23 protein-coding genes are annotated in these 21,392 nt (G+C 50.0%); 21 read left to right on the top strand and 2 right to left on the bottom strand.

Translation table 11 applies throughout. From position 1 onward, the window contains the following. Positions 1–10 precede the first annotated feature (10 nt). Positions 11–1,279, bottom strand: coding sequence for a PQQ-binding-like beta-propeller repeat protein (locus R3B84_00740; protein MEZ6139072.1), 1,269 nt, complete (start codon positions 1,277–1,279; stop codon positions 11–13). 162 nt (positions 1,280–1,441) lie between these two features. On the opposite strand from R3B84_00740, the gene R3B84_00735 reads away from it, so the two are divergent. The 16 genes from R3B84_00735 (at position 1,442) to R3B84_00660 (ending at position 16,854) form a co-directional block, all read left to right on the top strand. Further along, entirely contained in the window at positions 1,442–1,588 is a 147-nt protein-coding gene (locus R3B84_00735) for a hypothetical protein (protein ID MEZ6139071.1), read from the top strand. A 123-nt stretch (positions 1,589–1,711) separates the two neighbouring features. Continuing rightward, the gene (locus R3B84_00730) at positions 1,712–3,337 is read left to right on the top strand and encodes an MFS transporter (protein MEZ6139070.1); all 1,626 of its coding nucleotides are present in this window, start codon (positions 1,712–1,714) and stop codon (positions 3,335–3,337) included. A 294-nt stretch (positions 3,338–3,631) separates the two neighbouring features. After that, on the top strand, positions 3,632–3,796 hold the full coding sequence (locus tag R3B84_00725) for a lmo0937 family membrane protein (protein MEZ6139069.1): 165 nt from the start codon (positions 3,632–3,634) through the stop codon (positions 3,794–3,796). A 40-nt stretch (positions 3,797–3,836) separates the two neighbouring features. Continuing rightward, positions 3,837–4,484: a hypothetical protein gene (locus tag R3B84_00720; GenBank protein MEZ6139068.1), complete on the top strand. Its 648-nt coding sequence runs from the start codon at positions 3,837–3,839 to the stop codon at positions 4,482–4,484. A gap of 338 nt (positions 4,485–4,822) precedes the next feature. Next, a complete protein-coding gene (locus R3B84_00715) occupies positions 4,823–6,079 on the top strand; it encodes a type II CAAX endopeptidase family protein (protein ID MEZ6139067.1) in 1,257 nt (418 codons plus the stop codon). Positions 6,080–6,107: 28 nt separating this feature from the next. Next, a complete protein-coding gene (locus R3B84_00710; GenBank protein MEZ6139066.1) occupies positions 6,108–6,674 on the top strand; it encodes an NADH-quinone oxidoreductase subunit I in 567 nt (188 codons plus the stop codon). Then, a complete protein-coding gene (locus R3B84_00705; GenBank protein ID MEZ6139065.1) occupies positions 6,671–7,216 on the top strand; it encodes an NADH-quinone oxidoreductase subunit A in 546 nt (181 codons plus the stop codon). The genes R3B84_00710 and R3B84_00705 overlap by 4 nt, the downstream gene beginning before the upstream one ends. A 7-nt stretch (positions 7,217–7,223) precedes the next feature. After that, positions 7,224–7,829 carry an NADH-quinone oxidoreductase subunit B family protein gene (locus R3B84_00700; protein ID MEZ6139064.1) on the top strand — a complete coding sequence of 202 codons (606 nt, stop codon included), beginning with the start codon at positions 7,224–7,226 and terminating at the stop codon, positions 7,827–7,829. 11 nt (positions 7,830–7,840) lie between these two features. Then, complete coding sequence (locus tag R3B84_00695; protein ID MEZ6139063.1) at positions 7,841–8,371, top strand: NADH-quinone oxidoreductase subunit C; 531 nt, start codon at positions 7,841–7,843, stop codon at positions 8,369–8,371. An 81-nt stretch (positions 8,372–8,452) separates the two neighbouring features. After that, positions 8,453–12,217, top strand: coding sequence for a ThuA domain-containing protein (locus R3B84_00690; protein ID MEZ6139062.1), 3,765 nt, complete (start codon positions 8,453–8,455; stop codon positions 12,215–12,217). A 152-nt stretch (positions 12,218–12,369) separates the two neighbouring features. Next, a complete protein-coding gene (locus tag R3B84_00685) occupies positions 12,370–13,320 on the top strand; it encodes a CPBP family intramembrane glutamic endopeptidase (protein MEZ6139061.1) in 951 nt (316 codons plus the stop codon). Between the two features lie 198 nt (positions 13,321–13,518). Then, positions 13,519–14,169, top strand: coding sequence for a GTP cyclohydrolase I FolE (gene folE / locus R3B84_00680; protein ID MEZ6139060.1), 651 nt, complete (start codon positions 13,519–13,521; stop codon positions 14,167–14,169). A 591-nt stretch (positions 14,170–14,760) separates the two neighbouring features. After that, complete coding sequence (locus tag R3B84_00675) at positions 14,761–15,060, top strand: hypothetical protein (protein ID MEZ6139059.1); 300 nt, start codon at positions 14,761–14,763, stop codon at positions 15,058–15,060. A gap of 62 nt (positions 15,061–15,122) precedes the next feature. After that, complete coding sequence (locus R3B84_00670) at positions 15,123–15,329, top strand: hypothetical protein (GenBank protein MEZ6139058.1); 207 nt, start codon at positions 15,123–15,125, stop codon at positions 15,327–15,329. A gap of 146 nt (positions 15,330–15,475) precedes the next feature. Then, positions 15,476–15,892, top strand: a complete 417-nt coding sequence (locus R3B84_00665; protein ID MEZ6139057.1) for a hypothetical protein — start codon at positions 15,476–15,478, stop codon at positions 15,890–15,892. A gap of 35 nt (positions 15,893–15,927) precedes the next feature. Beyond that, entirely contained in the window at positions 15,928–16,854 is a 927-nt protein-coding gene (locus tag R3B84_00660) for a DUF1559 domain-containing protein (protein MEZ6139056.1), read from the top strand. A gap of 5 nt (positions 16,855–16,859) precedes the next feature. Here R3B84_00660 and aroC read toward each other — a convergent pair whose 3' ends face one another. Next, positions 16,860–17,981 (bottom strand): chorismate synthase, encoded by a 1,122-nt coding sequence (gene aroC, locus R3B84_00655; GenBank protein MEZ6139055.1) that lies wholly within the window; start codon positions 17,979–17,981, stop codon positions 16,860–16,862. Positions 17,982–18,095: 114 nt separating this feature from the next. Here aroC and R3B84_00650 point away from each other — a divergent pair, with 114 nt between their 5' ends. From R3B84_00650 to R3B84_00630, 5 genes are all read left to right on the top strand, one after another. Continuing rightward, positions 18,096–18,641 carry a hypothetical protein gene (locus R3B84_00650; GenBank protein ID MEZ6139054.1) on the top strand — a complete coding sequence of 182 codons (546 nt, stop codon included), beginning with the start codon at positions 18,096–18,098 and terminating at the stop codon, positions 18,639–18,641. 2 nt (positions 18,642–18,643) lie between these two features. Further along, positions 18,644–19,720 (top strand): low-specificity L-threonine aldolase, encoded by a 1,077-nt coding sequence (gene ltaE, locus R3B84_00645; GenBank protein MEZ6139053.1) that lies wholly within the window; start codon positions 18,644–18,646, stop codon positions 19,718–19,720. Positions 19,721–19,826: 106 nt separating this feature from the next. After that, positions 19,827–20,369, top strand: coding sequence for an RNA polymerase sigma factor (locus R3B84_00640; GenBank protein MEZ6139052.1), 543 nt, complete (start codon positions 19,827–19,829; stop codon positions 20,367–20,369). Between the two features lie 81 nt (positions 20,370–20,450). Continuing rightward, positions 20,451–20,927, top strand: coding sequence for a hypothetical protein (locus R3B84_00635; GenBank protein ID MEZ6139051.1), 477 nt, complete (start codon positions 20,451–20,453; stop codon positions 20,925–20,927). 81 nt (positions 20,928–21,008) lie between these two features. Further along, positions 21,009–21,380, top strand: a complete 372-nt coding sequence (locus tag R3B84_00630) for an EamA family transporter (GenBank protein MEZ6139050.1) — start codon at positions 21,009–21,011, stop codon at positions 21,378–21,380. Positions 21,381–21,392 lie beyond the last annotated feature (12 nt).

The following is a 21,392-nucleotide window of genomic DNA, read 5'->3' as shown; positions in this document are numbered from 1 at the left end:
CGCTGGCGTATTAATCTGCACCGATGCAATACAAAAAGTTGTTGGAACGGACCAGCAGGCGATTGTGGGCGACAGCGGGGCTGGCATTGAATGCACTGCGATCGTTGAAATCATTGGTCGCCAGCAGCTCAAATTTGGGTTTTGCTGCCACAACAAATACTTTCCCTGTGCGGTTGGGATAGTAGATCTTTCCATCCACAAGCACTGGCGAACCATAAATCTGCCCCCCACGTGGGATCTGTTCTTCGTATTGCAATTTACCTTTCTCTGCATCAGCACAGTAAGCAGTTTCGCGATTATCATTCATCCAATACAAATACCCATCGTAGTAAATGGGCGATGTTACATTCGAGCCGATGTTGCTGGTCCACATCCGGTGCGTTTTGGTAATATCGCCTGTGCCACCACGTTTGAACGCCACCGCAGTGGTGCCCGATCTGCCACCTAACGACCAGATTTTGTCGCCATGCTGCACGATGGTGGGAACGATATACCAGGTAATATCGTTGGCGCAACTCCAGAGTTGTTTTCCGGTTGCAGCATCAAATCCCAGCACTTTGCCCGGTGTACCCACAATTACTTCGGCCTCTTTTGCGTTCAGTACTGCCAGGTGGGGGGTATTCCACGCTTCTTTGATGCCGCGTGCTCGCCAGATTTCTTTGCCGGTTTCCGCATCCAGTGCGTACATACTTTCGCTTTCCACACTGGCGTTCACGATCACCAAATTCTGCCAGACAATGGGTGAAGCCGCACTGCCCCAGCCATTCAGGCCCGATCCCACATCCGCCTGCCAGAGTTTTTTGCCATTCAAGTCGAATGCGAATACACCCGTTTTGCCAAAAAATACGTACAATCGTTTCCCATCACTGACGGGCGTGCTGGTGGCGTAGCCATGCTCATCACGGATGGTTTCCTGTTCTGGCAATTTTGGTTCAACAGTGGTTTTCCAACGCTCTTTTCCTGTTTTGAAATCGAAACATAGCAGATGCAGTCGCAAGTCGTCCATGTTGCCGCGCTCTGTACGTGGGACGTTGTAACCAGTCCAGCAAGTCAGATAAATCGCATCTCCCACAACAATCGGGCTGGATGCACCTGGGCCTGGCATTTCCTGCTTCCAGAGAATGTTTTTCTCTGCACCCCACTCGGTAGGTACTTTTCCAGTTGCAATGCCTTGTCCGCCCGGCCCACGAAACTGCGACCAGGTTAATTCCGGCGATTGTGACAGCAAGGGGCCTGCCAGCAGCATGGCACCCAGGATGGGAAGATATGTCACTTTCATGAGGTTATCCTTCTGTAAATCTGTTCTCAGTGTAATCAGTTGTGAAATCTGGTGCGAGATTTTTTCGGTTATTTTAGTTCCATTTCCTTGGCAGCTTAGCTTGTACAGAGAGGTTTTTGCCTCCCTCATGGTTGTTTGCGGAGGTACTGCGACTGCCACTTCATGTCGTTTCCGGTGTTCTGGGGCAGTCGAGCAGTAGAAAATCACTGCGGCGGTAAGGTGGCAAAGATTATCGTTTTGATGAGAATCATCCTGAAATTTGCCCACCAGGGGCTGATTTTTCTGGCGATACTATCCGAATCGATCTGAAAATTTTGGTCAATACCAGTTTCCTGCCCGCGGTAATGTTGACTTACGTACAGAACTTAGGTACGATCACAATTCTCAACTACATTAACCTCCTCCCGTTGAGGACTTTGGAGTAATCCTGGAATGAACGAAACTGGTAACAAGCGACTATTCTGGGGCTGTTTCATCGCCCTGATCGCTACCGCGTTTGGCTTTATCGTGCGTGCCATGATCATGGACGACTGGCAAAAGCAGTTCGGCCTGTCTGAAACCCAGAAAGGCCAGTTATTCGGCGTGGGTTTGTGGCCTTTTGCAATTAGTATTGTGCTGTTCAGTCTGATTATCGACCGCATCGGTTATGGCGTGGCAATGGTGTTCGCTTTTATCTGCCACACCGCATCGATGGTGATAACCATGTGTGCCCCAATGATGCTGGCAGGTGAGGGGGCAACCCAGGAACAAGTTGCTGCTGGCCAGAAAAGCGGTTACTGGATGCTCTACCTTGGGAATTTCATTGTGGCACTGGGGAACGGTACCGTTGAAGCGGTGATCAACCCCGTAGTTGCAACAATCTTTGCCCGCCAGAAGACCAAATGGTTGAATATTCTGCACGCTGGCTGGCCGGGTGGGCTGGTAGTTGGTGGGATCATTGCTCTGTCCATGGGTGCCACTCCCTGGACTTACAAAGTCGGGTTGCTCGCTATCCCCGTTGTACTATATGCAGTGATGCTGATTGGCTGCAAATTCCCTGTCAGTGAACGTGTTGCTGCAGGTGTTTCTTACCGCGATATGTTAAAGGAAGTAGGTTTCCTGGGTGCCTTTGTGGTGGTAGCATTGATTGTCGCCGAAGTGACCAACGTTTTGACACAATTAGAGTTCATTTTCAAGAATCGCGAATATTGGGAAACTGTTGTTTACTCCATGAACATCCCAGGTTTAGGTGTGAAGACCATCACCAACGAAAGCAGTGTTTACTGGGGAATCGTGGGTGCTATCAGTCTGGCCTTCGGTTTGTACACCATGTCGCTTGGTCGAATCATGTTCTTCCTGCTGCTTTGCATTATGGTGCCATTGGCAACCACAGAACTGGGCACCGATAGCTGGATTTCCGACCTGATGACCCCCGCCATGGAAAAAATGGGTTTGAAAGGTGGTTATGTGCTGGTTTACACCTCGCTGATCATGATGGTCCTGCGTTTCTTTGCTGGTCCTATTGTTCACGCGATTTCACCAGTTGGCTTGCTGGCAGTCAGTTCTGCGATTGCAGCTGTGGGTCTGTTTGGTCTTTCCTATGCTTCCGGTTATGCAGTGTTGGCAGTCGCAACTTTGTACGGTTTTGGCAAAACATTCTTCTGGCCCACCATGCTGGGTGTGGTAGCAGAACGCTTCCCGAAAGGTGGCGCATTAACACTGAATATTACCGGCGGTGTCGGTATGTTGGGCGTCGGTGTGGTGGGTGCTGCATTGTTAGGGAACATTCAGGACAAAGAAATTGACAAGAAGCTGAAAACCGACCACGTAGCTGTGCACAGTCAGGTAATGGATGACACGAAGAATAGTGTGTTTGGCCAGTACCAACCTGTTAACAAGGACAAATTGGAAAAACAAGACAAATCAGTCCAGGAAATTGTGAAAAACGTGGGCAATGAAGCCAAAAAAACCGCTCTGAAGACCGTGGCGATCTTCCCGATCATCATGCTGGTCTTCTATCTGTTGCTCTTTGCTTACTTCAAATCGACCGGTGGGTATAAACAGGCAGATATTCACTAAGTAGGATTTTTTGATGTCCCCTGTGTGCAGTAGTCGGATTCGACTCAATCGAACAACCTGAGTGCCCACCAGGTTGGATTATTTTTCTGGCTGTTACTTACTAGTTGTACTGCTGCAGGCAAAGCCTTCATTTTGTAACAAAATGGATCAAGTGCAATACCACTTTCAAGCATCTTATTAATAAAATTAAATCGATAACTGGCAAAAAGTAATATAATTAATATTTGCAGTACTGCATTCTCAATCATCTGACTGAAAAGCACTTTTGTACGCTACTTTAGGATTTCTTCATTTATGCCAAAATACACCCTTGAAACAATCATCGTCATCCTAATTTTATTATGGTTGCTCGGTTGGCTCATCATTCCCGCAGCCGGAAATTTAGTGCATCTGATCCTGGTCATCGTGCTGGTAGTAGTAATAGTTCGACTTGTTCAAGGCAAACGACCATTGCCATAATCAGTTCAATCGATTGCCGATTCTGGAAACTTCACAATCAATGCGAATCTTTACATATATCAGTTCAATCAATCTAATTGAACTGTTTAATTCATACTTGATGCTGGCATTTGTGATTGGCATCATCATACGCTTGCGAAATTACCGAGCGATTCTTGGCTTAATCTTCACATTTTCAACTCGGTGGCCGAAGTTGCTGTTGCTTGCAAAATCACATCGGATAGTATTTTTTCGCTGGCCGACTTACTTGCCACTGGCGATCACCCTGGGCCTGACGCTGGGCAATGCTTTCGCATCGTTCTTTATCTGGTCCCAGGCAAAAATTGCTTTTTCAGATGTCTGGAAACAGTGGTGGTCATTGCTGATGATAGGCGGGTTCGGTGGGTGGATGCTCTATCTGGACTACAAAGCAATTTTCAGTTTTGGCCGATTCGATCGGGCCAAATTGGAAGAAAATCTCGAAAAAGCAGAACATTGGCTGGAATCGTGGCAAGCTCCTGTGCTGCGATTCTTCACATTTGGATTGATCAATCCGAGAAAAATCGTTAACGATCGCGTACTTCTGGAACTTACCAAAGCAAGTCTGGTAGTAAATGGCAATATCTGGCGAGTATCGTTGCAAATTGCAATCCGGGTTGCTGTGAGTCTTTCCATCTGGTTGACATGGGCAATTGCTGTTCGGAAATAGCTGCTTCGACACAGAAAATGCCGATTCCATGCTCGATTTTTCAAAACTGGCGTGGGAATAAGTTGGATCCCAAAAACGGCATCCGTACATCCCTGATGCAATAACTCTTCGCGACTTCTTCTCATTTATGTGAGAACTCTCACATTTGAACGGAAAATTTTTTGAAAAAATCCAATTTTCTGCAAACTTTATTCGAGGTGGCTCGTTATAATGTGTACGCAGGTTCATTTTAATAGTGAACAATATGCCTATTGAGTGGGTTTGCTGACGATCTTTCCCAGTCCACTGAATGGGCAACTACAATAGCACAAAGTCACGGTGCTGAAGGATAGAAAAGTATGTCGACCCAAGATGAGCCAGCCCCACTTCCCGAAGCCAATGACGGTGCGGGTGTTCCCCCACCCCTACCCAGGCGGCGTGGGCGTCGGCGTGATTACGTGGTCGCACCACGTAAACCGGGTTTCCGCCTGGGAATGGCGTGCGTCTGGACGCTACTTTATTTTGGAATTTCCCAGCTCATCGGCAGTTTGATCATGCTGCCCGTGATGCTTTATGTGATTATCGAAAAAACCAGACAAAATCCCCAGTTACAAGGTAATCCCGAAGCTACCGCTAAGTTTATGGAGGATATCTTTAAAGATCCCGCGATGGTCAACGCGACCATGGTGGGGCTGGCGTTTACCCAACTGCTGGGGCTGGCTTTCGCCATTTTGATGCTGCGCTACCACAGTGGCCGTGGCTGGGTGGCACGTGTGGCATTGAATCGTCTGCCCAGTGGCAGGCATCTTCTCCTGATTTTGATCGGCATGGTGGGACTCCTTTCCCTCAGCACTGGCTTTGACGCGGGTGTTTCCTGGCTGGCAGAACGCTTTGAACAGGCATTTGGTAAGGTCGATATCCCAGGCCTTGATGAGATGACAGAACTGTTCAAACCACTTTGGTGGCCAGTGGGGTTATTTGTCGTTGGTGTGATGCCCGGCATTGGGGAAGAAATGTGGTTCCGGGCTTACCTGGGCCAGGGGATGGGCCAGCGATATCGCAGTATCTGGCCAAGTGTTATTTCCTGTTCGATCTTATTCGGTGCGGTGCACATTATTCCTGCTCAGGCCATGGGTGCGTTTCTGATGGGCATTTTTCTGCACCTGTCGTACATTGCTACCAGATCACTCTGGACACCCATCCTGATGCACTTTCTGAACAACGGCTTAATTATCCTGCACCTGAACCAGGGGTTGGGTGTGCCTATTCTGCAACCGTTTGAAGATCAGCTTCTATTGAACCCAACCATGTTTCTGTTAGCATCGGCACTGTTGGTAGCGTGCTGTGGTTATGCGTTGTATCAAACCCGGTGTTATCTTGAGAAAAAAGAAGAGCCAGGCAGTGACGGAAACGCAATAACTACGGAAACGAGCGGAGAAATACTTTCAGAAGATAATGTTGCCAAAGCGAAACCGTGGCAGCCATCGCTCAGTGGGGTAGAAGTTCCGCCACCTGACAGCGGTTATGTAGTGGCCAGCAAACCTTTGTCGTTACAGGCAGACTTCATCGTGCTTGTTGGTATCGTGGTGTATGCTGCAGTATTTTTCATAAAATAATTTTCGCACTGATATCAGGAGTAACGGTATGAAAACCTGGTTCCACAATGTCTGGGTGGCCATCAAAAGCGTCAGTGCGGGGATGTACGTCACCTTCTTTACAATGGTGCAGACATTTCGTCGCCAACCATTCACCCAGCATTTTGAATATCCTGAAAAACCTGTGCCGATCCGCCCGCGTTATCGTGGTTTCCATCGGTATGATCTCACCACCTGCATTGGGTGCGACAAATGTGCCCGGGCCTGTCCGGTTGATTGCATTTACATCGAAAAAGAAAAAAATAAAGCGGGCAAAGGCTTTGTGCTGACCGGCTTCAAAATCGATTACACGAAGTGCATGTTTTGTTCGCTGTGCGTCGATCCCTGTCCGGTGGATTGCATTTTTATGGGTTCGAACTTCGACCTGAGTTGTTATTCCCGCGATGGCTGCATTGTGGATTATGCCCGGCTGCCACTGGATGTGGCGTGGGGCCAGGCAACACTATCCCCCACTGCTGTACACGAATCGAAAAAGATTGCCCTGCCTGTCTGGACCAAACCACCCGATCCTCCCAAGGAAGCCGTGCCACCGAAGGAGGAAAAGAACGCATCATGACCGACTTAGTCATTATTCTGCTGGTGTTCATTGCCATCGGCGTGGGCTTTTTGTTCATCAATATGTTGCTGGGCAAGTTACTGCGACCAGCGAAGCCAAACCAGGAAAAAGGCGATATCTACGAATGTGGCGAGCCCACGATTGGTGAATCGTGGATTCAATTCGACCTTCGCTTTTACGTGGTTGCGCTGCTGTTTATTATCTTCGATGTGGAAGTTGTGTTTTTCTTCCCATGGGCAGCAGTGTTCGGCAGTACCAATCAACTCGCAGAGCAAAACACCCCACCAGAAGTGCGGCAGGAAATTCATCAGCGTATGAATGGTTCACAGGCCCCACCGAGTGTGGGAGAAATTGGCCCAGCAACTGCTGCAGCGAAAACCGCTTCCCGCATCGCGTTTCTCGATCTGGCAGTCTTCTTCAGTATCCTGCTGGTGGGCTTCGCCTACCTCTGGAAAGTGGGCGATCTGGAATGGGTAAAAGCGACCACTGGCACTTCGGTTGAACATCACACCACGCTACCTTCTACGGTGGAGGCCACCTGACATGGGCATGCTCGAACATCGATTTGAAGATTCTTTCATTACCACATCGCTGGAACAAGCGATTAACTGGGCAAGGCAGGGCAGTCTCTGGCCGATGACCTTCGGTCTGGCCTGTTGTGCCATAGAAATGATGGCTACCGGTGCCAGTCGCTACGATATTGATCGCTTTGGTGCAGGTGCCTTTCGTGCCACCCCGCGTCAGGCAGATCTGATGATTGTGGCAGGCACCGTGAATATGAAAATGGCCGACCGCGTGCGTCGACTGTACAACCAGATGCCCGATCCCAAATTTGTCATTGCCATGGGTGCCTGCACGTGCGGTGGAGGGCCATACTACAAGTATGGCTACAATGTGGTCAAAGGCGTCGACCTGGTGGTGCCTGTGGATGTTTACATTCCCGGTTGTCCCCCGCGTCCAGAAGCTCTGCTGGAAGGGCTGATGCGGATTCAAGATAAAGTTCGCACAATGAACGTCATTACCAAAGGCGAGCGACCGTTGCCCGTGCCAAAACGCACCGGCGGGGTGAAATTGCCGGAAACAATCGCCAACGAACCCGCCGCACTGCAGTTTCTGGTGCAGAACAAAGAAGCCGCCAAACCAGCGAAAGCCTAGAGGGACTTGCCATGACCAGCGCGGAAGTGTGCCAGATCTTGCAGAACAGATTTCCTGATGCCATCCTGGAGAATGGTGCGGAGAAACTTGATCCGTATTGTGTGATCTCGCCAGATCAGTTGCGGGAAGTATGCCTGTTTCTGCGGGATGAACCCACGCTGAAGTTCGATATGCTCAACAGCGTCTGTGGGGTCGATTACCTGGAAACCGATGCCAAAAAGCTGCCCAAAGCAGGTTTTGAGCCCCACCTGGAAGTGGTGTATCACCTGACCAGTATCACGCACAATTGTCGGTTTACTCTGAAGCTACAATTCCCACGCTGGAAAGATGATGTGGTGGATCAGTTGCCGGAAGTGCCTTCGGTGGCAGACATCTGGCCCGCAGCCGACTGGCACGAACGTGAAACGTTCGACCTGTTTGGGATTATTTTTACCGGCCACCCGGATCTTCGGCGCATTCTTCTGGCTGAAGACTGGGAAGGCTATCCCTTACGAAAAGATTATATTTTCCCACTGGAATACCACGGCATTCGTGGCCGTTAATCGGTTTTCATTGCAGCTTTTGCTTGCAACAACCGCCCAAACCAGTTACATTCAATTTCAATTACTTCATCAGAATCTGCCATGTTACCCACCACCATCAGAATTGCCGTAATACTTTTATTCACAATGCCCTTAGCTGCCCAGGTGACTCCACCGAAGCAGGCCGAACAGCAAATGGTTCTGCCCAAAGGCTTCGCAGCGAAGTGCGTTGCTCACGAACCACTGGTGCGGCAACCTCTCAGCATGTCGTTCGACCATCGCGGCAGACTTTGGGTGCTGCAATACCTGCAATACCCTAACCCAGCTGGGCTAAAGGCAGTCTCGCAGGATCGTTACCTTCGCACCGTGTGGGATCGTGTGCCAGAGCCACCACCTGTGGGGCCGAAGGGGGTTGATCGCATTACGATTCTTTCCGAACCGAATGCCGAAGGCGTGTTTACCAAATCCCACGACTTTCTGGATAACCTGAACCTGGCCACGGGCTTTGCCCTGGCACCCGATGGCGTGTACGTGCTGCAATCACCTTATCTGCTGTTTTACCCCGACAAAAATCGCGATGATATTCCCGATGGCGATCCTGAAGTGCTGGTGAAAGGCTTTGGCATGGAAGACACCCACTCTTATGCCAATTCGCTGCAATTCGGGCCAGATGGCTGGTTGTATGGTGCCCACGGGAGCACAGTGACTGCCAAGATTAAGAATCCCGCACGCCCGGATGATCCGATCATTGAATTTCAGCAGGGGATCTGGCGTTATCACCCCAAAACCAAACAGTTTGAACTATTCTCGGAAGGTGGGGGCAATACCTACGGTCTGGATTTTGATGCCACTGGTCAGGTGATTGCGGGCACCAACTATGGTGGTAAGGCGATGCTGCACCAGGTGCAGGGGGGCTATTATGTGAAAGGCTTTTCGAAGCACGGCCCATTGCACAACCCACATACCTATGGTTATTTCGACCACGTGCCGTATCGCAACTTCAAAGGTGGCCACGTCACGTGCGGCGGGGTGATATATCAGGCAGATTTGTACCCCAAGGAATACCACAATCAGTACATTGCAGGCAATCTGCTTTCCAACGCGATCTACTGGCACAAGATGGAACGTGATGGTTCCACTTTTCAGGCAGAACATGGTGGCGACCTGATGACCACCACCGACATCTGGTTTCGCCCAGTGGATTGCTTTCAGGGGCCAGATGGGTGCGTTTATGTTGCCGACTGGTACGACAAACGTGCGGCTCACCTGGACCCGTTAGATACCTGGCATAAGACCAGCGGTAGAATCTATCGGATTGAATATGGCAAGTATCAGCCCCCACCAAAGTTTGATTTTTCCAAACTGAATGTGGATCAGTTGATTGATTACTTGAAGCACCCCAATAAGTGGTACCGCAATGAGGCCCGCCTGTGGCTGACTAAAATTGGCACACCCAAAGACCACGACAATATGTTGGAGATGTGCCTGCAGCAACGCGGGACGTTTGCACTGGAATTGCTCTGGGCAGCCCACGGCATTGCACCATGTTCCGGTGATGCGTTGTTAAAGGTGCTTCAGCATCCAGATGAAGCGATGCGGGAATGGGCTGTCCGGTTGATGAAAGACTACTCTGTCCCGGCACCTGTAAGACGGCCCGGTGAAATGAGAAGAGATTATTCAACACATCCCCTGTATGGAAATACAGTCAATATCACCCCCGATAAGTATGCTGAAAAATTGGTTGATTTTGCAAAAACAGAACAATCAGTTCGTGTCTGTAGCCAGTTGGCTTGTACTGCCAAAAAATACTCAATGGTTTACAATTTGGCAATTTCCCGAGAATTAGCACAACGACCAGAATTGCAGAAAGATCCCCACCTACCCTTAATGATATGGTGGTCGATTGAGGAGGCATTTTCGAAATATAACTTACAGGAAAATCCCAACAACAACTCTCTGGATTACTCGTATCTGATACCGATCATCCAGAACCCATTTTTCGCAGAACGATTTTCTCAACGATTCATGGCAAAGGAGCATGGATTCCGAGCGTTATTGTTCATGCTTTCCAGTTTTCCTAAAGATGCGTATCCTGGAATCCTGAAAGGAATGGCAATCTCCCACCAAGGTAAGAAAGCACAACTGGCAGAACATTGGCTGGAACATTGGCTGAATGATAAGTCCGAAGACTTCGCCAATAATCGCGATTTTCAACAAATCCTCCTCCGTTACAGCGATCCCACTGCGACAAAACGCATCCTTACCGAAGTGGGGGATGCCAAAGTGCCGCCAGCCAAGCGAATCGAATCGATCAAGCTGCTGGGAGAACTGCAATCCCCAGGCACTGTGGAAGTGCTGACAAAAATCCTGAAAGGCAACGAACCGGATGTACTACGCCTGGCCGCACTCACATCGCTGAGCCGGTTTTATCGTCAGGGTGAAATTGCTGATTACCTGCTGGCACAGTGGCAGCAGTTCTCACGCAACATGCAGATTGAAGCACTTCGGGTGCTGTTTCAACGGCCAGCAACAGCCAACCAGTTGTTTGCCCAGATCGATCAAACACCTGTACTGGCACAAAAGGTTCCCAAAGAGTTGCTGTTACCACTGTTGGAAAGCGACGATGCCACGACCAAGGCAAAAATCCTGAAACACTGGGGTCAGATCGCACCCGCCACGCCTGGGGAAAAGCAGGCTCGAATCACCTGGCTGAGTGTGTCGATCCCACGGTTGGGCAAGGCCGACCTCGACAGTGGGGCAAAGCTCTTCCAGACCCACTGTGCCAGTTGCCACCAGTTTCAGGGGAAGGGTGAAAAAATTGGGCCCGACCTGACCACGGCCGATCGTAAGAATCGGAATTATATGCTCAGCCAGATGGTCGATCCTTCTGGTTACATACGCCCGGAATTTGTCAGTAATCAGATCCATTTGCTGGATGGCCGCAAGCTGACAGGGATCGCCAAAGAAGATGGTGAAGGCCGCATCAGCATTTCCCAGTACATCGACAATAAGGTGCAGCAACTGACGGTGGCCAAAAGCGAAATCGAAGAGATGTACCCATCGCGGGTTTCGCTGATGCCAGAGAAGATTCTGGATCAGTTGTCGGAAGAACAGATTCGCGATTTGCTGGCCTATCTGGCAAGTGATCCCCCACCTGTGAAACCGGCACCACAACCCGAGCCACCGTGCGGGGAGCAACCAGAGAAAACAGAAAAGAAGCTGAAAGTGTTACTCATTTCCGGTTCCCTGGAATACGAATCGGATAAATCGCTGGCGATCCTGCAGGCCCACCTGGAGAAAAATTATCCGGTGGAGTGCCTGCGGGCGTTTCGCAAGACCGATACTGATCTGCCGGGCCTCGAGCAACTCGAGCAATGCGACGTGGCAGTATTCTTCACCCGCAGATTGAAAATTGATGGCAAGCAACTGGAGATGGTGAAAAAGTATGTGCAGTCCGGCAAGCCCGTAGTGGGCATCCGCACCGCCAGCCATGGTTTTCAGAACTGGCTGGAAATGGATAAGGAAATCTTTGGTGGGAACTATAAGAACCATTACAGCAACAAAGAAAAATGCACCATTGCCCACACAAAGGTGGGAGAACAGCACCTCACATTGGAAGGCGTGAAACCGTATGTTTCCAACGGCAGCTTGTACAAAAATCCTGATTTGCCCAAGGATGTGACCGTGCTGATGACTGGCACAATTACTGGCCACACCGAACCAATCACCTGGGTGCGGGAGCACAAAGGTGCCCGCATCTTTTATACTTCCCTCGGCCACCAGGACGATTTCAAAGAAGCAAGTTTCCTTCACCTGTTGACCAATGCCATTTTCTGGACAGCGAATCAACCAGTGCCGAAGCAGTGATCACTTGTGGATTCAGAATAATTTGGCAGATGCAATCCATAAATGAAATCGTTCAATTTTTTGCCCAATCCTGAAAGCAAGAGTGATTTCTGTATAACCAGTAGGTTATTGTAGCCGATGACGCAGATTCATTCTGGAGTGGGTGGCCCAAGATGAAGGAATTATTAAAGTACGTTCGGGATTTTTTGAAGCAGGATTTCTACTGGCCGATCTACCTGTGGGCGGCCATCTTCCTGGGTGTATCGGTAGCGATCAACTATACCGAGCATATCAAAACCGAATACGTCTCTTACTACACTGGCTGGGAGCGTGCACTGCGGACGATGGCGTTTTACGGCCTGGCCTATTATGCGATTCTGATTCCTAAGCTGTTTTTTTCCAAAGACCGCCGATTACTCCTTTCCGCTTCGATGTGGGGCAGATCTCTCTTGTGGCTGGCAGTGGCAGGTGTGGTATATGGCACCACATTTTTCAGGGAGCTGGCCGACCAGTTTACCGGTTTCACTGGTCGCGATTTGAGTTACCTGAGTGCAGTTTATATCTCGTGGCACCGTGTCATTCTGGGTCTCGTGCTGATCTGGGTACTGTGGCGAGTGCTGGATCGTCGACAGGCACCATTTATGTATGGCTTCACCACCAGGGGTTTTCACTGGCGTCTATACGCGGTGTGTATGATTCTAATGCTGCCTTTGATCGCAGCGGCATCTTTTTTGCCTGCCTTTCTGGAACAATACCCCATGATGAAACCCTGGAAGCACAGTGGGGCGTTGGGGTGGTCGCATTCCCAATTACTGGCCTTTTACGAACCATCGTACATGGCACGCTTTATCGCCATTGAACTGATCTTCCGTGGGGCAATGATTCATGGCGTCGCCCACAAACTGGATCGCCATGCCGTGTTGCCGATGGCTGCTGCCTATTGTTTCCTGCACTTCGAAAAACCAATGGGCGAGGCGATCAGTTCGATCTTTGGCGGTTACTTCCTGGGAGTGCTCTCATTACGCACCGGTTCGCTGTTTGGTGGGATCTGTGTGCACATGGGAATTGCCCTGCTGATGGATCTGGCAGCAATTGCCCAACATGTGCGCATGGGAATGCTTTAAGTGCAATATTGCAAAGTTGCAATTTAGCAATATTGCGATAAAAATGGCATTGGCGAGTGAAAAGATTGGAAAAAGCCCACTTCTGAACCACTTTGCTTTCAGGTGGTCTCTCACCTATAAGTAGTGAAGTTATTTCAGCAGTTCCGGCAGGAGAGTTGTATAATACCGCGTACTCTCTATGTGGGTGGAGGTTCTCCGTTGAGTTCCCGACAACTAGTGGTGCCCTATATTGGACATCTTGAGCACGATATTGATGTGGATTCCCAGGATGGCCATCCGAACAGTGGGGTAGACCACGAACGGATTCAGGCAGCAGTTCGTGAAATTCTGCTGGCCGTCGGAGAAGACCCCGATCGCGACGGTTTGCTGGATACTCCAGCTCGCGTCGCACGGATGTATGCGGAAGTGTTTTCTGGCCTGCGGGCAGATCCAGGGGTGCATCTGGAGAAAAAGTTCGACGTTGATTATAACGATGTGGTTATCCAGAAAGATATTTCCTTCACTAGCTTCTGCGAACACCATATGCTGCCGTTTACTGGCAAAGCCCACATTGCCTATATTCCCACAGGTAAAGTGGTGGGGTTAAGCAAGTTGGCCCGCGTGGTGGAGGAATTTGCCCGCAGACCCCAGGTTCAGGAACGCCTTACGCAGCAGATTGCAGACATCCTTCTGGAAAAAATCGACCCACGTGGTGTGCTTGTAATGCTGGAAGGGGAACATTCGTGCATGACCATACGTGGGGTGCGAAAACCGGGCACCACCTGTATTACGTATGCTTCCCACGGAATTTATCAGACCGATCCCACGATGCGCCAGGAAGTATTAAGCCTGTTCCGCACGTCAAATTAGGCAATCTGCTCAGAAAACGGGCGTTCGTGCCTAAATTGAATGCACGATGTGGTCCATTTCAAATGTATTGAGTTCAATAAGTTCAATCAGTGAATTGCAGAATGAATCCCTGGCCACACTGCCTGATAAAATGGCATTGTTCTGCCCAAAATTGAAGCACCAGGTGGGCCGGAAAAAAATAATTTGAAAGATCGCGCAAGAACTTGCCATTTCACAGATATAATAATGCAGTGCTGCAAATAATGGCATGCGCTGCTAGCGTATGGTGGTCTTTAACCCAGGAACCGGGTGATCCTCAGGCACAGTTTTCGAACGCAAACGATGAATTGTTAAGTACTTGCCACTATTTTTACCAATTTTTCATTGATTTGGCGCGAAGGTTGCCTGTAACGATTATTTGTGCAGGAAATTTATCGCAGTACCGATATTTTCCCTACCTACCCTAAGTTTCCGAGCTAGATAACCACTAACCGTGAAACTTTACCTAATCCTAAAACTTTGAGGTTGATTGTGTCTGTTTTAACAGAAGAACCTGCAGTTCTGATTCCTTCGAAACGTATGGAACCAAAACCTCTTCGATCTGCAGTTTTGATGGGACTTTCCGAAAAAAAATCGATTATTAACCAGGTGATTGACGGCCAAATTAAAGTTTGGGAAGCGGCAGACCGCTTCCGCGTGGCCCAATCGCACACTTCGGCTTGTATGGAACGCACCACTGGTGTGCCGAATCGGGTGATCGATACTGAACTTTTGTGCCGTACTATTATTGGCTGGGTTGACCTGGCTCTGCGTGACCATCCAGAGCGTGCAGAATTTATTACTTCAAAATTAGAAAACGAATTGGCAACATATTTGCATAGTGGTAAATCGCGGCGTCAAGCCGACCGGTAACCACTTCGTTCCCACAGGCCGAACATTGTGGAACTGCTAAACCGGCCTGTTGGGGAAGTAAGATGCTTACAGACATCGATACATCAGTTGGTTCCAGCACCTCCACCACATTATACGGTTCTTCCGAAGTGGTGGAACTTTCGCTGTTGATCCCCCGTTGGCAACTCCTGGAAATTGAAGCCGAAGCCCGCAAACGCGGAACTACCGTGGCCCAGGTGCTGCGAAAGTTTATCTATCGCGGCATTTCGCAAACAGAAGCTGGAAATTAATTTTTTCTCATAGACCGCCTAAGATACCATTTCTTGGCAAAGAAGTTTGCCAGACGAATTGCTTTTCAGAAATTTCTAATTTTCTGCTTGACCTATTTTTAAGAAACAATTAACATTCAGACACCTTTCTGATAATGGTGTTCGCCATGTGCCTGAAGTTAAATGTACGTATTCTGGCGCTGGGCATTTTGATCATGTCTGGCTTTGGGTGCGATTCTGCCAACAGCCTTTACCCTGTTGCTGGTGCGGTCTTTTTTGAAGACCAGCCCGCTGCAGGTGCCACGGTCATTTTCGTACCCGTGGATGGTGACCGTGAAGATCAGGCACGACCCACGGGTAAAGTCGATCCTTCAGGCAACTTTACATTGACCCACCCTCGAGGTGCGGGTGCCATTCCAGGTGAATACATTGTTTTGGTTTCCTGGTTTGATGAAAACGCCCGCAACACCGACCAACCCAAGAACAAATTACCCGAAAAATACGCTGATCAGAGCCACCAATTATTGCGTGCCACTGTTCAGAACAAAACCAATCAATTGGAGCCGTTTCGGCTAACAAAATGAATTAATTCTCATCTTTACTCTTTTTGGAGATTCACGTGCGTCATCCTTTCTCACGCAAAGCGTTTACTCTCATTGAATTGTTGGTCGTTATCGCCATTATTGCGATTTTAATCGGATTGTTATTGCCCGCTATCCAGAAGGTGCGGGAAGCAGCCAACCGTGCCAAGTGCACCAGCAACCTGAAACAACTGGGGCTGGCACTACATAACCACCATGATATGCTGGGCAGCTTGCCCGCAGCACGACAACAACGTCTTAATCCTGCTGGGGAAACAGTCATACATTCGTGGACTCCCCACATCTTGCCGTTTATCGAACAGGATGCCATCCACCGCCAGTACAATTTTGATGTCAACTGGGATGCTTCAGACAATGCAGGGGCAGGCAGAGCAATACGTAACAAAATTAATGTTTTTGTTTGTCCGTCCGTGCCACTAAGCGATACCCAACGCCATGCGAATCGGGGCTTGCTGGATTACGCTGCCACCACCGAACGTGTATGGCCCAATCCTTTTGTTTCTGGCGCAATGGCACCCTATGTCAGTACTTCGGATCCCAATTATATTGGCATTTTGAGCCACATGAAGCTTGATGGTTCTGGTGTAAGAACGATTGCCAGTATCACTGATGGCACAAGCAATACGATGATGCTGGCGGAATGTGCGGGACGAAATGGTCGCTTTATTCAGGGGAGAGCCACCACCGGTTCGTGGGCAGGTGGGCCCTGGGCGAATCCGGACAGTCGAATCCATATCGGCGGCTTCAATCCCGTGAACCAGACCGATCCCTATGGTCCCTGTGCGGTGAACTGCATCAATGACAAGGAAATTTACGCATTTCACACCGGTGGGGCAAACATTTGCATGGGCGATGGCTCGATCCGATTCCTGAAAGCCTCGACATCATTAGATTTAGTTCTGGCATTGCTGACCCGCGCCCGTGGCGAAGTGAATCAGGAGTAAGCCGATCAGAGAGGTTCCTTCAAAGTGCTGGTTTCGTGTCGCAGCATGTGGTCTGCCAGTACCAGGGCAAACATTGCCTCACCCATCGGCACAAAGCGTGGCAAGAGGCACGGATCATGTCGGCCACGGGTGAGAATCTCTGTGGGCTGGCCATGACGGTCGACAGTGGGCTGCGACCTTGGCAGACTGCTGGTGGGTTTCACCGCAACTCGGCAGATTATGGGCATGCCACTGGAGATGCCTCCCAACATCCCACCGTGGTGGTTGGTGGCGGTAACCACGGCAGGTGCCAGACTACGGGGCTGTTCCCCGAGTGGGGCAGGTTGAAACAGGTCATTGTGCTCGCTGCCACGCATCGTGGCCACCGCCATGCCAATGCCATATTCAAACGCGGTCACGGCAGGCAGAGAGAGCATTGCTTTTGCCAGATCGGCCTTCAATTTATCAAAAACAGGTTCCCCCCAGCCAGGTGGGACTCCCACTGCAACCATTTCGCACAGCCCACCAATCGAATCGCGGTCTTTACGCACCGAATCAATCAGTTCCATCATCGCCTGTGCGGTGGGTTCATCCGGACAACGAACGGGATTCGCTTCGACCTGTTCCAGCGTCAGCATGGTGGGGTCGATTTCTGGGCAACGCACCTGTCCTACTTGTTTGACGTATCCCAACACCCGCACCGATCGCGTTGCCAGCAGTTTTTTGGCAATCGCCCCCGCTGCCACACGGGAAATCGTTTCACGGGCACTGGAACGCCCACCACCCCGAAAATCGCGGAAGCCGAACTTGGCATCAAAGGTGTAATCCGCATGGCCTGGGCGGTATTTGTCCTGGATATCGCCGTAATCGCCACTGCGCTGGTCGTTATTTCGCAGCACAATGCCGATTGGTGTGCCATCGGTTTTCCCTGCGAATACACCTGAAATGATCTCCGGCAGGTCCGCTTCGTCCCGTTGCGTGACATATTTTGACTGACCAGGTCGCCTGCGGGCCAGATCGGGCAATAAATCGTCCACCGAAAGTGGGAGACCAGCCGGACATCCATCCACAATGCACAGGTAGCCCGGCCCATGACTGACCCCTGCGGTGGTTACTCGAAATCGTTCGCCAAATGTATTTGCAGCCATATGTGGGATTATACCACCTGTGGGGCAAAAGAGTCTGCCAATCGGCCCCTGCGGCCACTTGCGGTAGTGCGGAGAATCGGTTAAGTGTACATAGATAGTATTGTGGGAAATTCCATGCGTTACGCATTTATTGCCATTTTGTGCCTGCCGCTGTTCAGTATGGCACAAACCAATCGAACGACCCGCTACGGGGTGTTGTTTAATCCGGATACCTACAGCCAGAAAACACCTAAAGATACTCTGGAATCGGTACTTACGGCGATGGAAAACAAACGATTAGACTATCTTGCCGCACAATTAATGTTGCCCACATTTGTCGATGCACGGTTACAGGAAACCTACGCCAGCTACGAAGAAATTGCTTACCAGCAGTTGGGTGAAGCTGCCCAGCGTGGCAATGCCGAAGAGCGGCTTCGTCGGGTCAGTCTTTTAACGAACAGCTTGAATTTTCAAGGACTTACGGAAGCAATTCGTCTGAAGTTTGTCGATGAACCAGATACATTCACCCAGTTGCAGAAATTCGAATCTGGTGGAACATTCAATGAAGCAGGTGAGACGGCTACAATTACCCACCCGGATATCCCCGGCCGCACCGTAAACTTTCGCAAAATTGATAACCGTTGGTACATTGACAATCAACGGGATCCAGTAAAGGAATAGCGATGGGTCGAATCGACCTGCGAAGTGATACGGTAACCAGGCCCACGCCCGAGATGCGTGCGGCAATGGCCCAGGCCCCTGTGGGCGACGATGTTTTTGATGAAGACCCCACAGTCCATGAGCTGCAAGAAAAAGTGGCAGAGATGCTCGGTTTTCAGGCAGCAATGTTTGTTCCTTCCGGCACTATGGCCAACCAGATCGCCATTCGGTGCCACACTTCCCCAGGCGATGAGCTTTTGTGCGACGAAACGTGCCATATTTATGTCTGGGAAGCAGGCGGCCCTGCCACTTTAAGTGGCATCACCTGCCGGCCGATTGCCGCACCGAACGGCTTGTTGCGTGATGTGCATCTGGAAGGGAAAATACGGCCAAATAACGAACATTATGCCCGCACCCGACTGGTGACATTAGAAAACACTCATAATCGTGGGGGTGGCAAGGTTTACCCACTGGAATGGATTGATGGCATCTACCAGTGGGCAGATCAGCACGGTTTGGCAATGCACCTCGATGGCGCCAGAATCTGGAATGCCCATATCGCAAGTAGCTTATCTCTCAAGGAGTTATGTCGAAATTTCGATACCGCATCGGTCTGCTTCAGCAAAGGATTGGGGGCACCAGTTGGCTCCGCACTGCTGGGATCGAAAAGTTTCATTGCGGAGGCACGCCGCACGCGAAAACTGTTTGGAGGCGGCATGCGGCAAGTTGGAATTCTGGCTGCAGGTGCCTTGCATGCCCTGCACCACCACATCGAACGCTTGCAGGACGACCACGCAAATGCCAAAACACTGGCACACGCCATTGAAAATGCTTCCGGCCTGAAACTGGAACAAGGCCCACCAGAAACCAACCTGGTGTGGTTTGAAATTGACCCCACTTTGGGCAATGCTGCACAATTGGTTAGCACGTTGCAGCACTTCAATATCGAATTGATGGCTGTGGGACCACATACCCTGCGGGCGGTTACCCACCTTGATGTCAGTTCGACAGATGCCAGTTTTGTAGCGGAAAAGCTGGCACTGGCTGGTTCTGGAAAAATCCCACTCACTCCTGTTGCATCCCACATCGAGGTGGGATAGCGCCAACAGCAGTCAAAAAATTGGCTGATTTTGGGCGTTTCCGGCCACAAAAACCAGTATACCTGTTAGGCTAAAAATAATTTCATCCGCATCGCCACCACAAAACATGGTCGATCCCACCCAGCAGAACGAACTGAACTCCTGGGCAATACAGGTGATCCCACGTGCGGTGGTGTATGCCCGCAAATTGTTGCGAAACCCCAGCGATGCCGAAGATATTGTGCAGGATAGTCTGGTGAGGCTTTTTCGTAAGGCAGGCGATTACGATATTCTGAACGATGGGGTGCGGATACTGTTCCGCACGATCACCAATTTGTGTATTAACGCCACCACCCGACAACGGGAAATCGCCTCGCTGACCATGGGGGACGACTTTGCCGAGTTGCCCCTTGTGGATCGGTTGCAGTTTCTGCCTGAAGAGATTGCGGTGGGTTCCGAACTGAGTGAGCGGATCGAAGAGATTCTGGCTACGTTACCCCCACTGCAACGAGCAGCAGTGGAATTACGGGCACTCGGTAACACCAAGCAGGAAATTGCCCAGATTCTCCAGATTTCAGAAACAAACGCGGGGGTACTGGTTTACCGAGCCCGCACCACCCTGGCGAAAGAATTAGAACCATACCTCCAGCCCCACATGTCGGAAAAATAATGTGTAATGGGTAATAATAATATCAGTTAACATTCATCCATCTTTTACCAGCAAATAAGTATTTGGCTTCATGAAGGTTCGTTGAAGCCTGTGGTTTTTTGGTTTGTAAAGGCTACGTTAACTGTGTCCCTTTACAGGAGTGGTGATATGAAGGCATTTTGTTTTGCAGCCCTGGTGGGCTGTTTCGCGTTGGTGGGGCAATTTTCCCATGCCGAAGAAAAGCCGTTGATGGGCAGCTACATCCACGACAGTGGTGAATTAACCCTGACCATGACCTTCAAAAAAGAGAAGAAACTGGTCATTAAGGTAGAAGCAGGCGAGATGGGGTGCACTTTGGAATGTAAGTACACGATCACCAAAGAAGGTGTCTATGAATGTGTTCTGGAAAAGTTTTCCAAACAAGGCGATTTCCCAGTAGAAAAAGAAAAAGGGTACACGTTCAATTTCAAAGTCAAGGCAGAAAAAGCAGCCTTTGTGCTGAGCGATTTTAAGGGCGAAGCTTCCGATGAAGAAGCCAAAGGCGCGATTGAAGGTAAATATACCCTGAAAACCGACTGAACCGAACCCCAAGTAGTGGGTACTGGTCTGTAGGTTCGGTGGGAGTTATTGGTTTAACAGGGATCTACAGAGGAGAGTTCGTTGTCGCACGTTTCGACGCAAACCCGGGCGGGAATCTTTTACGGGTTAGGTGCTTACGCTGCCTGGGGCGTGGTACCACTTTATTTCTATTCTGTTCGACAATGTCCTCCCAAAGAACTGTTGGCCCACCGCATTTTGTGGTCGGCGGTTTTTCTTGCAATTATCATCACCATTTTCGGCCGCTGGCATGAACTTTTTCGCATTTTGCGAAGTCGGCTGGCACTCTGGTTGGCGCTCAGTGCGGTGCTGGTTTCCGCAAACTGGTACGTTTACGTCTACAGTGCAATGACCGGACAGGTTACCCAAGCGAGCCTGGGGTATTTTATTTTGCCACTGGTCAACGCGGCTGGTGGGTGTCACCGTATTCCGTGAATCGATACGCCC

This window comes from Zavarzinella sp., assembly GCA_041399155.1.
GTDB lineage: Bacteria > Planctomycetota > Planctomycetia > Gemmatales > Gemmataceae > JAWKTI01.
Note: the sequence above shows the minus strand (reverse complement) of the source record. Positions and strands in the feature narration are given on the sequence as shown.

What these genes read in the sequence shown, in the direction of transcription:
- R3B84_00740 (MEZ6139072.1), bottom strand. Translation starts at nt 1,279, where the DNA reads ATGAAAGTGACATATCTTCCCATCCTGGGTGCCATGCTGCTGGCAGGC.
- R3B84_00735 (MEZ6139071.1), top strand. Translation starts at nt 1,442, where the DNA reads ATGTCGTTTCCGGTGTTCTGGGGCAGTCGAGCAGTAGAAAATCACTGC.
- R3B84_00730 (MEZ6139070.1), top strand. Translation starts at nt 1,712, where the DNA reads ATGAACGAAACTGGTAACAAGCGACTATTCTGGGGCTGTTTCATCGCC.
- R3B84_00725 (MEZ6139069.1), top strand. Translation starts at nt 3,632, where the DNA reads ATGCCAAAATACACCCTTGAAACAATCATCGTCATCCTAATTTTATTA.
- R3B84_00720 (MEZ6139068.1), top strand. Translation starts at nt 3,837, where the DNA reads ATGCGAATCTTTACATATATCAGTTCAATCAATCTAATTGAACTGTTT.
- R3B84_00715 (MEZ6139067.1), top strand. Translation starts at nt 4,823, where the DNA reads ATGTCGACCCAAGATGAGCCAGCCCCACTTCCCGAAGCCAATGACGGT.
- R3B84_00710 (MEZ6139066.1), top strand. Translation starts at nt 6,108, where the DNA reads ATGAAAACCTGGTTCCACAATGTCTGGGTGGCCATCAAAAGCGTCAGT.
- R3B84_00705 (MEZ6139065.1), top strand. Translation starts at nt 6,671, where the DNA reads ATGACCGACTTAGTCATTATTCTGCTGGTGTTCATTGCCATCGGCGTG.
- R3B84_00700 (MEZ6139064.1), top strand. Translation starts at nt 7,224, where the DNA reads ATGCTCGAACATCGATTTGAAGATTCTTTCATTACCACATCGCTGGAA.
- R3B84_00695 (MEZ6139063.1), top strand. Translation starts at nt 7,841, where the DNA reads ATGACCAGCGCGGAAGTGTGCCAGATCTTGCAGAACAGATTTCCTGAT.
- R3B84_00690 (MEZ6139062.1), top strand. Translation starts at nt 8,453, where the DNA reads ATGTTACCCACCACCATCAGAATTGCCGTAATACTTTTATTCACAATG.
- R3B84_00685 (MEZ6139061.1), top strand. Translation starts at nt 12,370, where the DNA reads ATGAAGGAATTATTAAAGTACGTTCGGGATTTTTTGAAGCAGGATTTC.
- R3B84_00675 (MEZ6139059.1), top strand. Translation starts at nt 14,761, where the DNA reads ATGGGACTTTCCGAAAAAAAATCGATTATTAACCAGGTGATTGACGGC.
- R3B84_00670 (MEZ6139058.1), top strand. Translation starts at nt 15,123, where the DNA reads ATGCTTACAGACATCGATACATCAGTTGGTTCCAGCACCTCCACCACA.
- R3B84_00665 (MEZ6139057.1), top strand. Translation starts at nt 15,476, where the DNA reads ATGTGCCTGAAGTTAAATGTACGTATTCTGGCGCTGGGCATTTTGATC.
- aroC (MEZ6139055.1), bottom strand. Translation starts at nt 17,981, where the DNA reads ATGGCTGCAAATACATTTGGCGAACGATTTCGAGTAACCACCGCAGGG.
- R3B84_00650 (MEZ6139054.1), top strand. Translation starts at nt 18,096, where the DNA reads ATGCGTTACGCATTTATTGCCATTTTGTGCCTGCCGCTGTTCAGTATG.
- ltaE (MEZ6139053.1), top strand. Translation starts at nt 18,644, where the DNA reads ATGGGTCGAATCGACCTGCGAAGTGATACGGTAACCAGGCCCACGCCC.
- R3B84_00640 (MEZ6139052.1), top strand. Translation starts at nt 19,827, where the DNA reads ATGGTCGATCCCACCCAGCAGAACGAACTGAACTCCTGGGCAATACAG.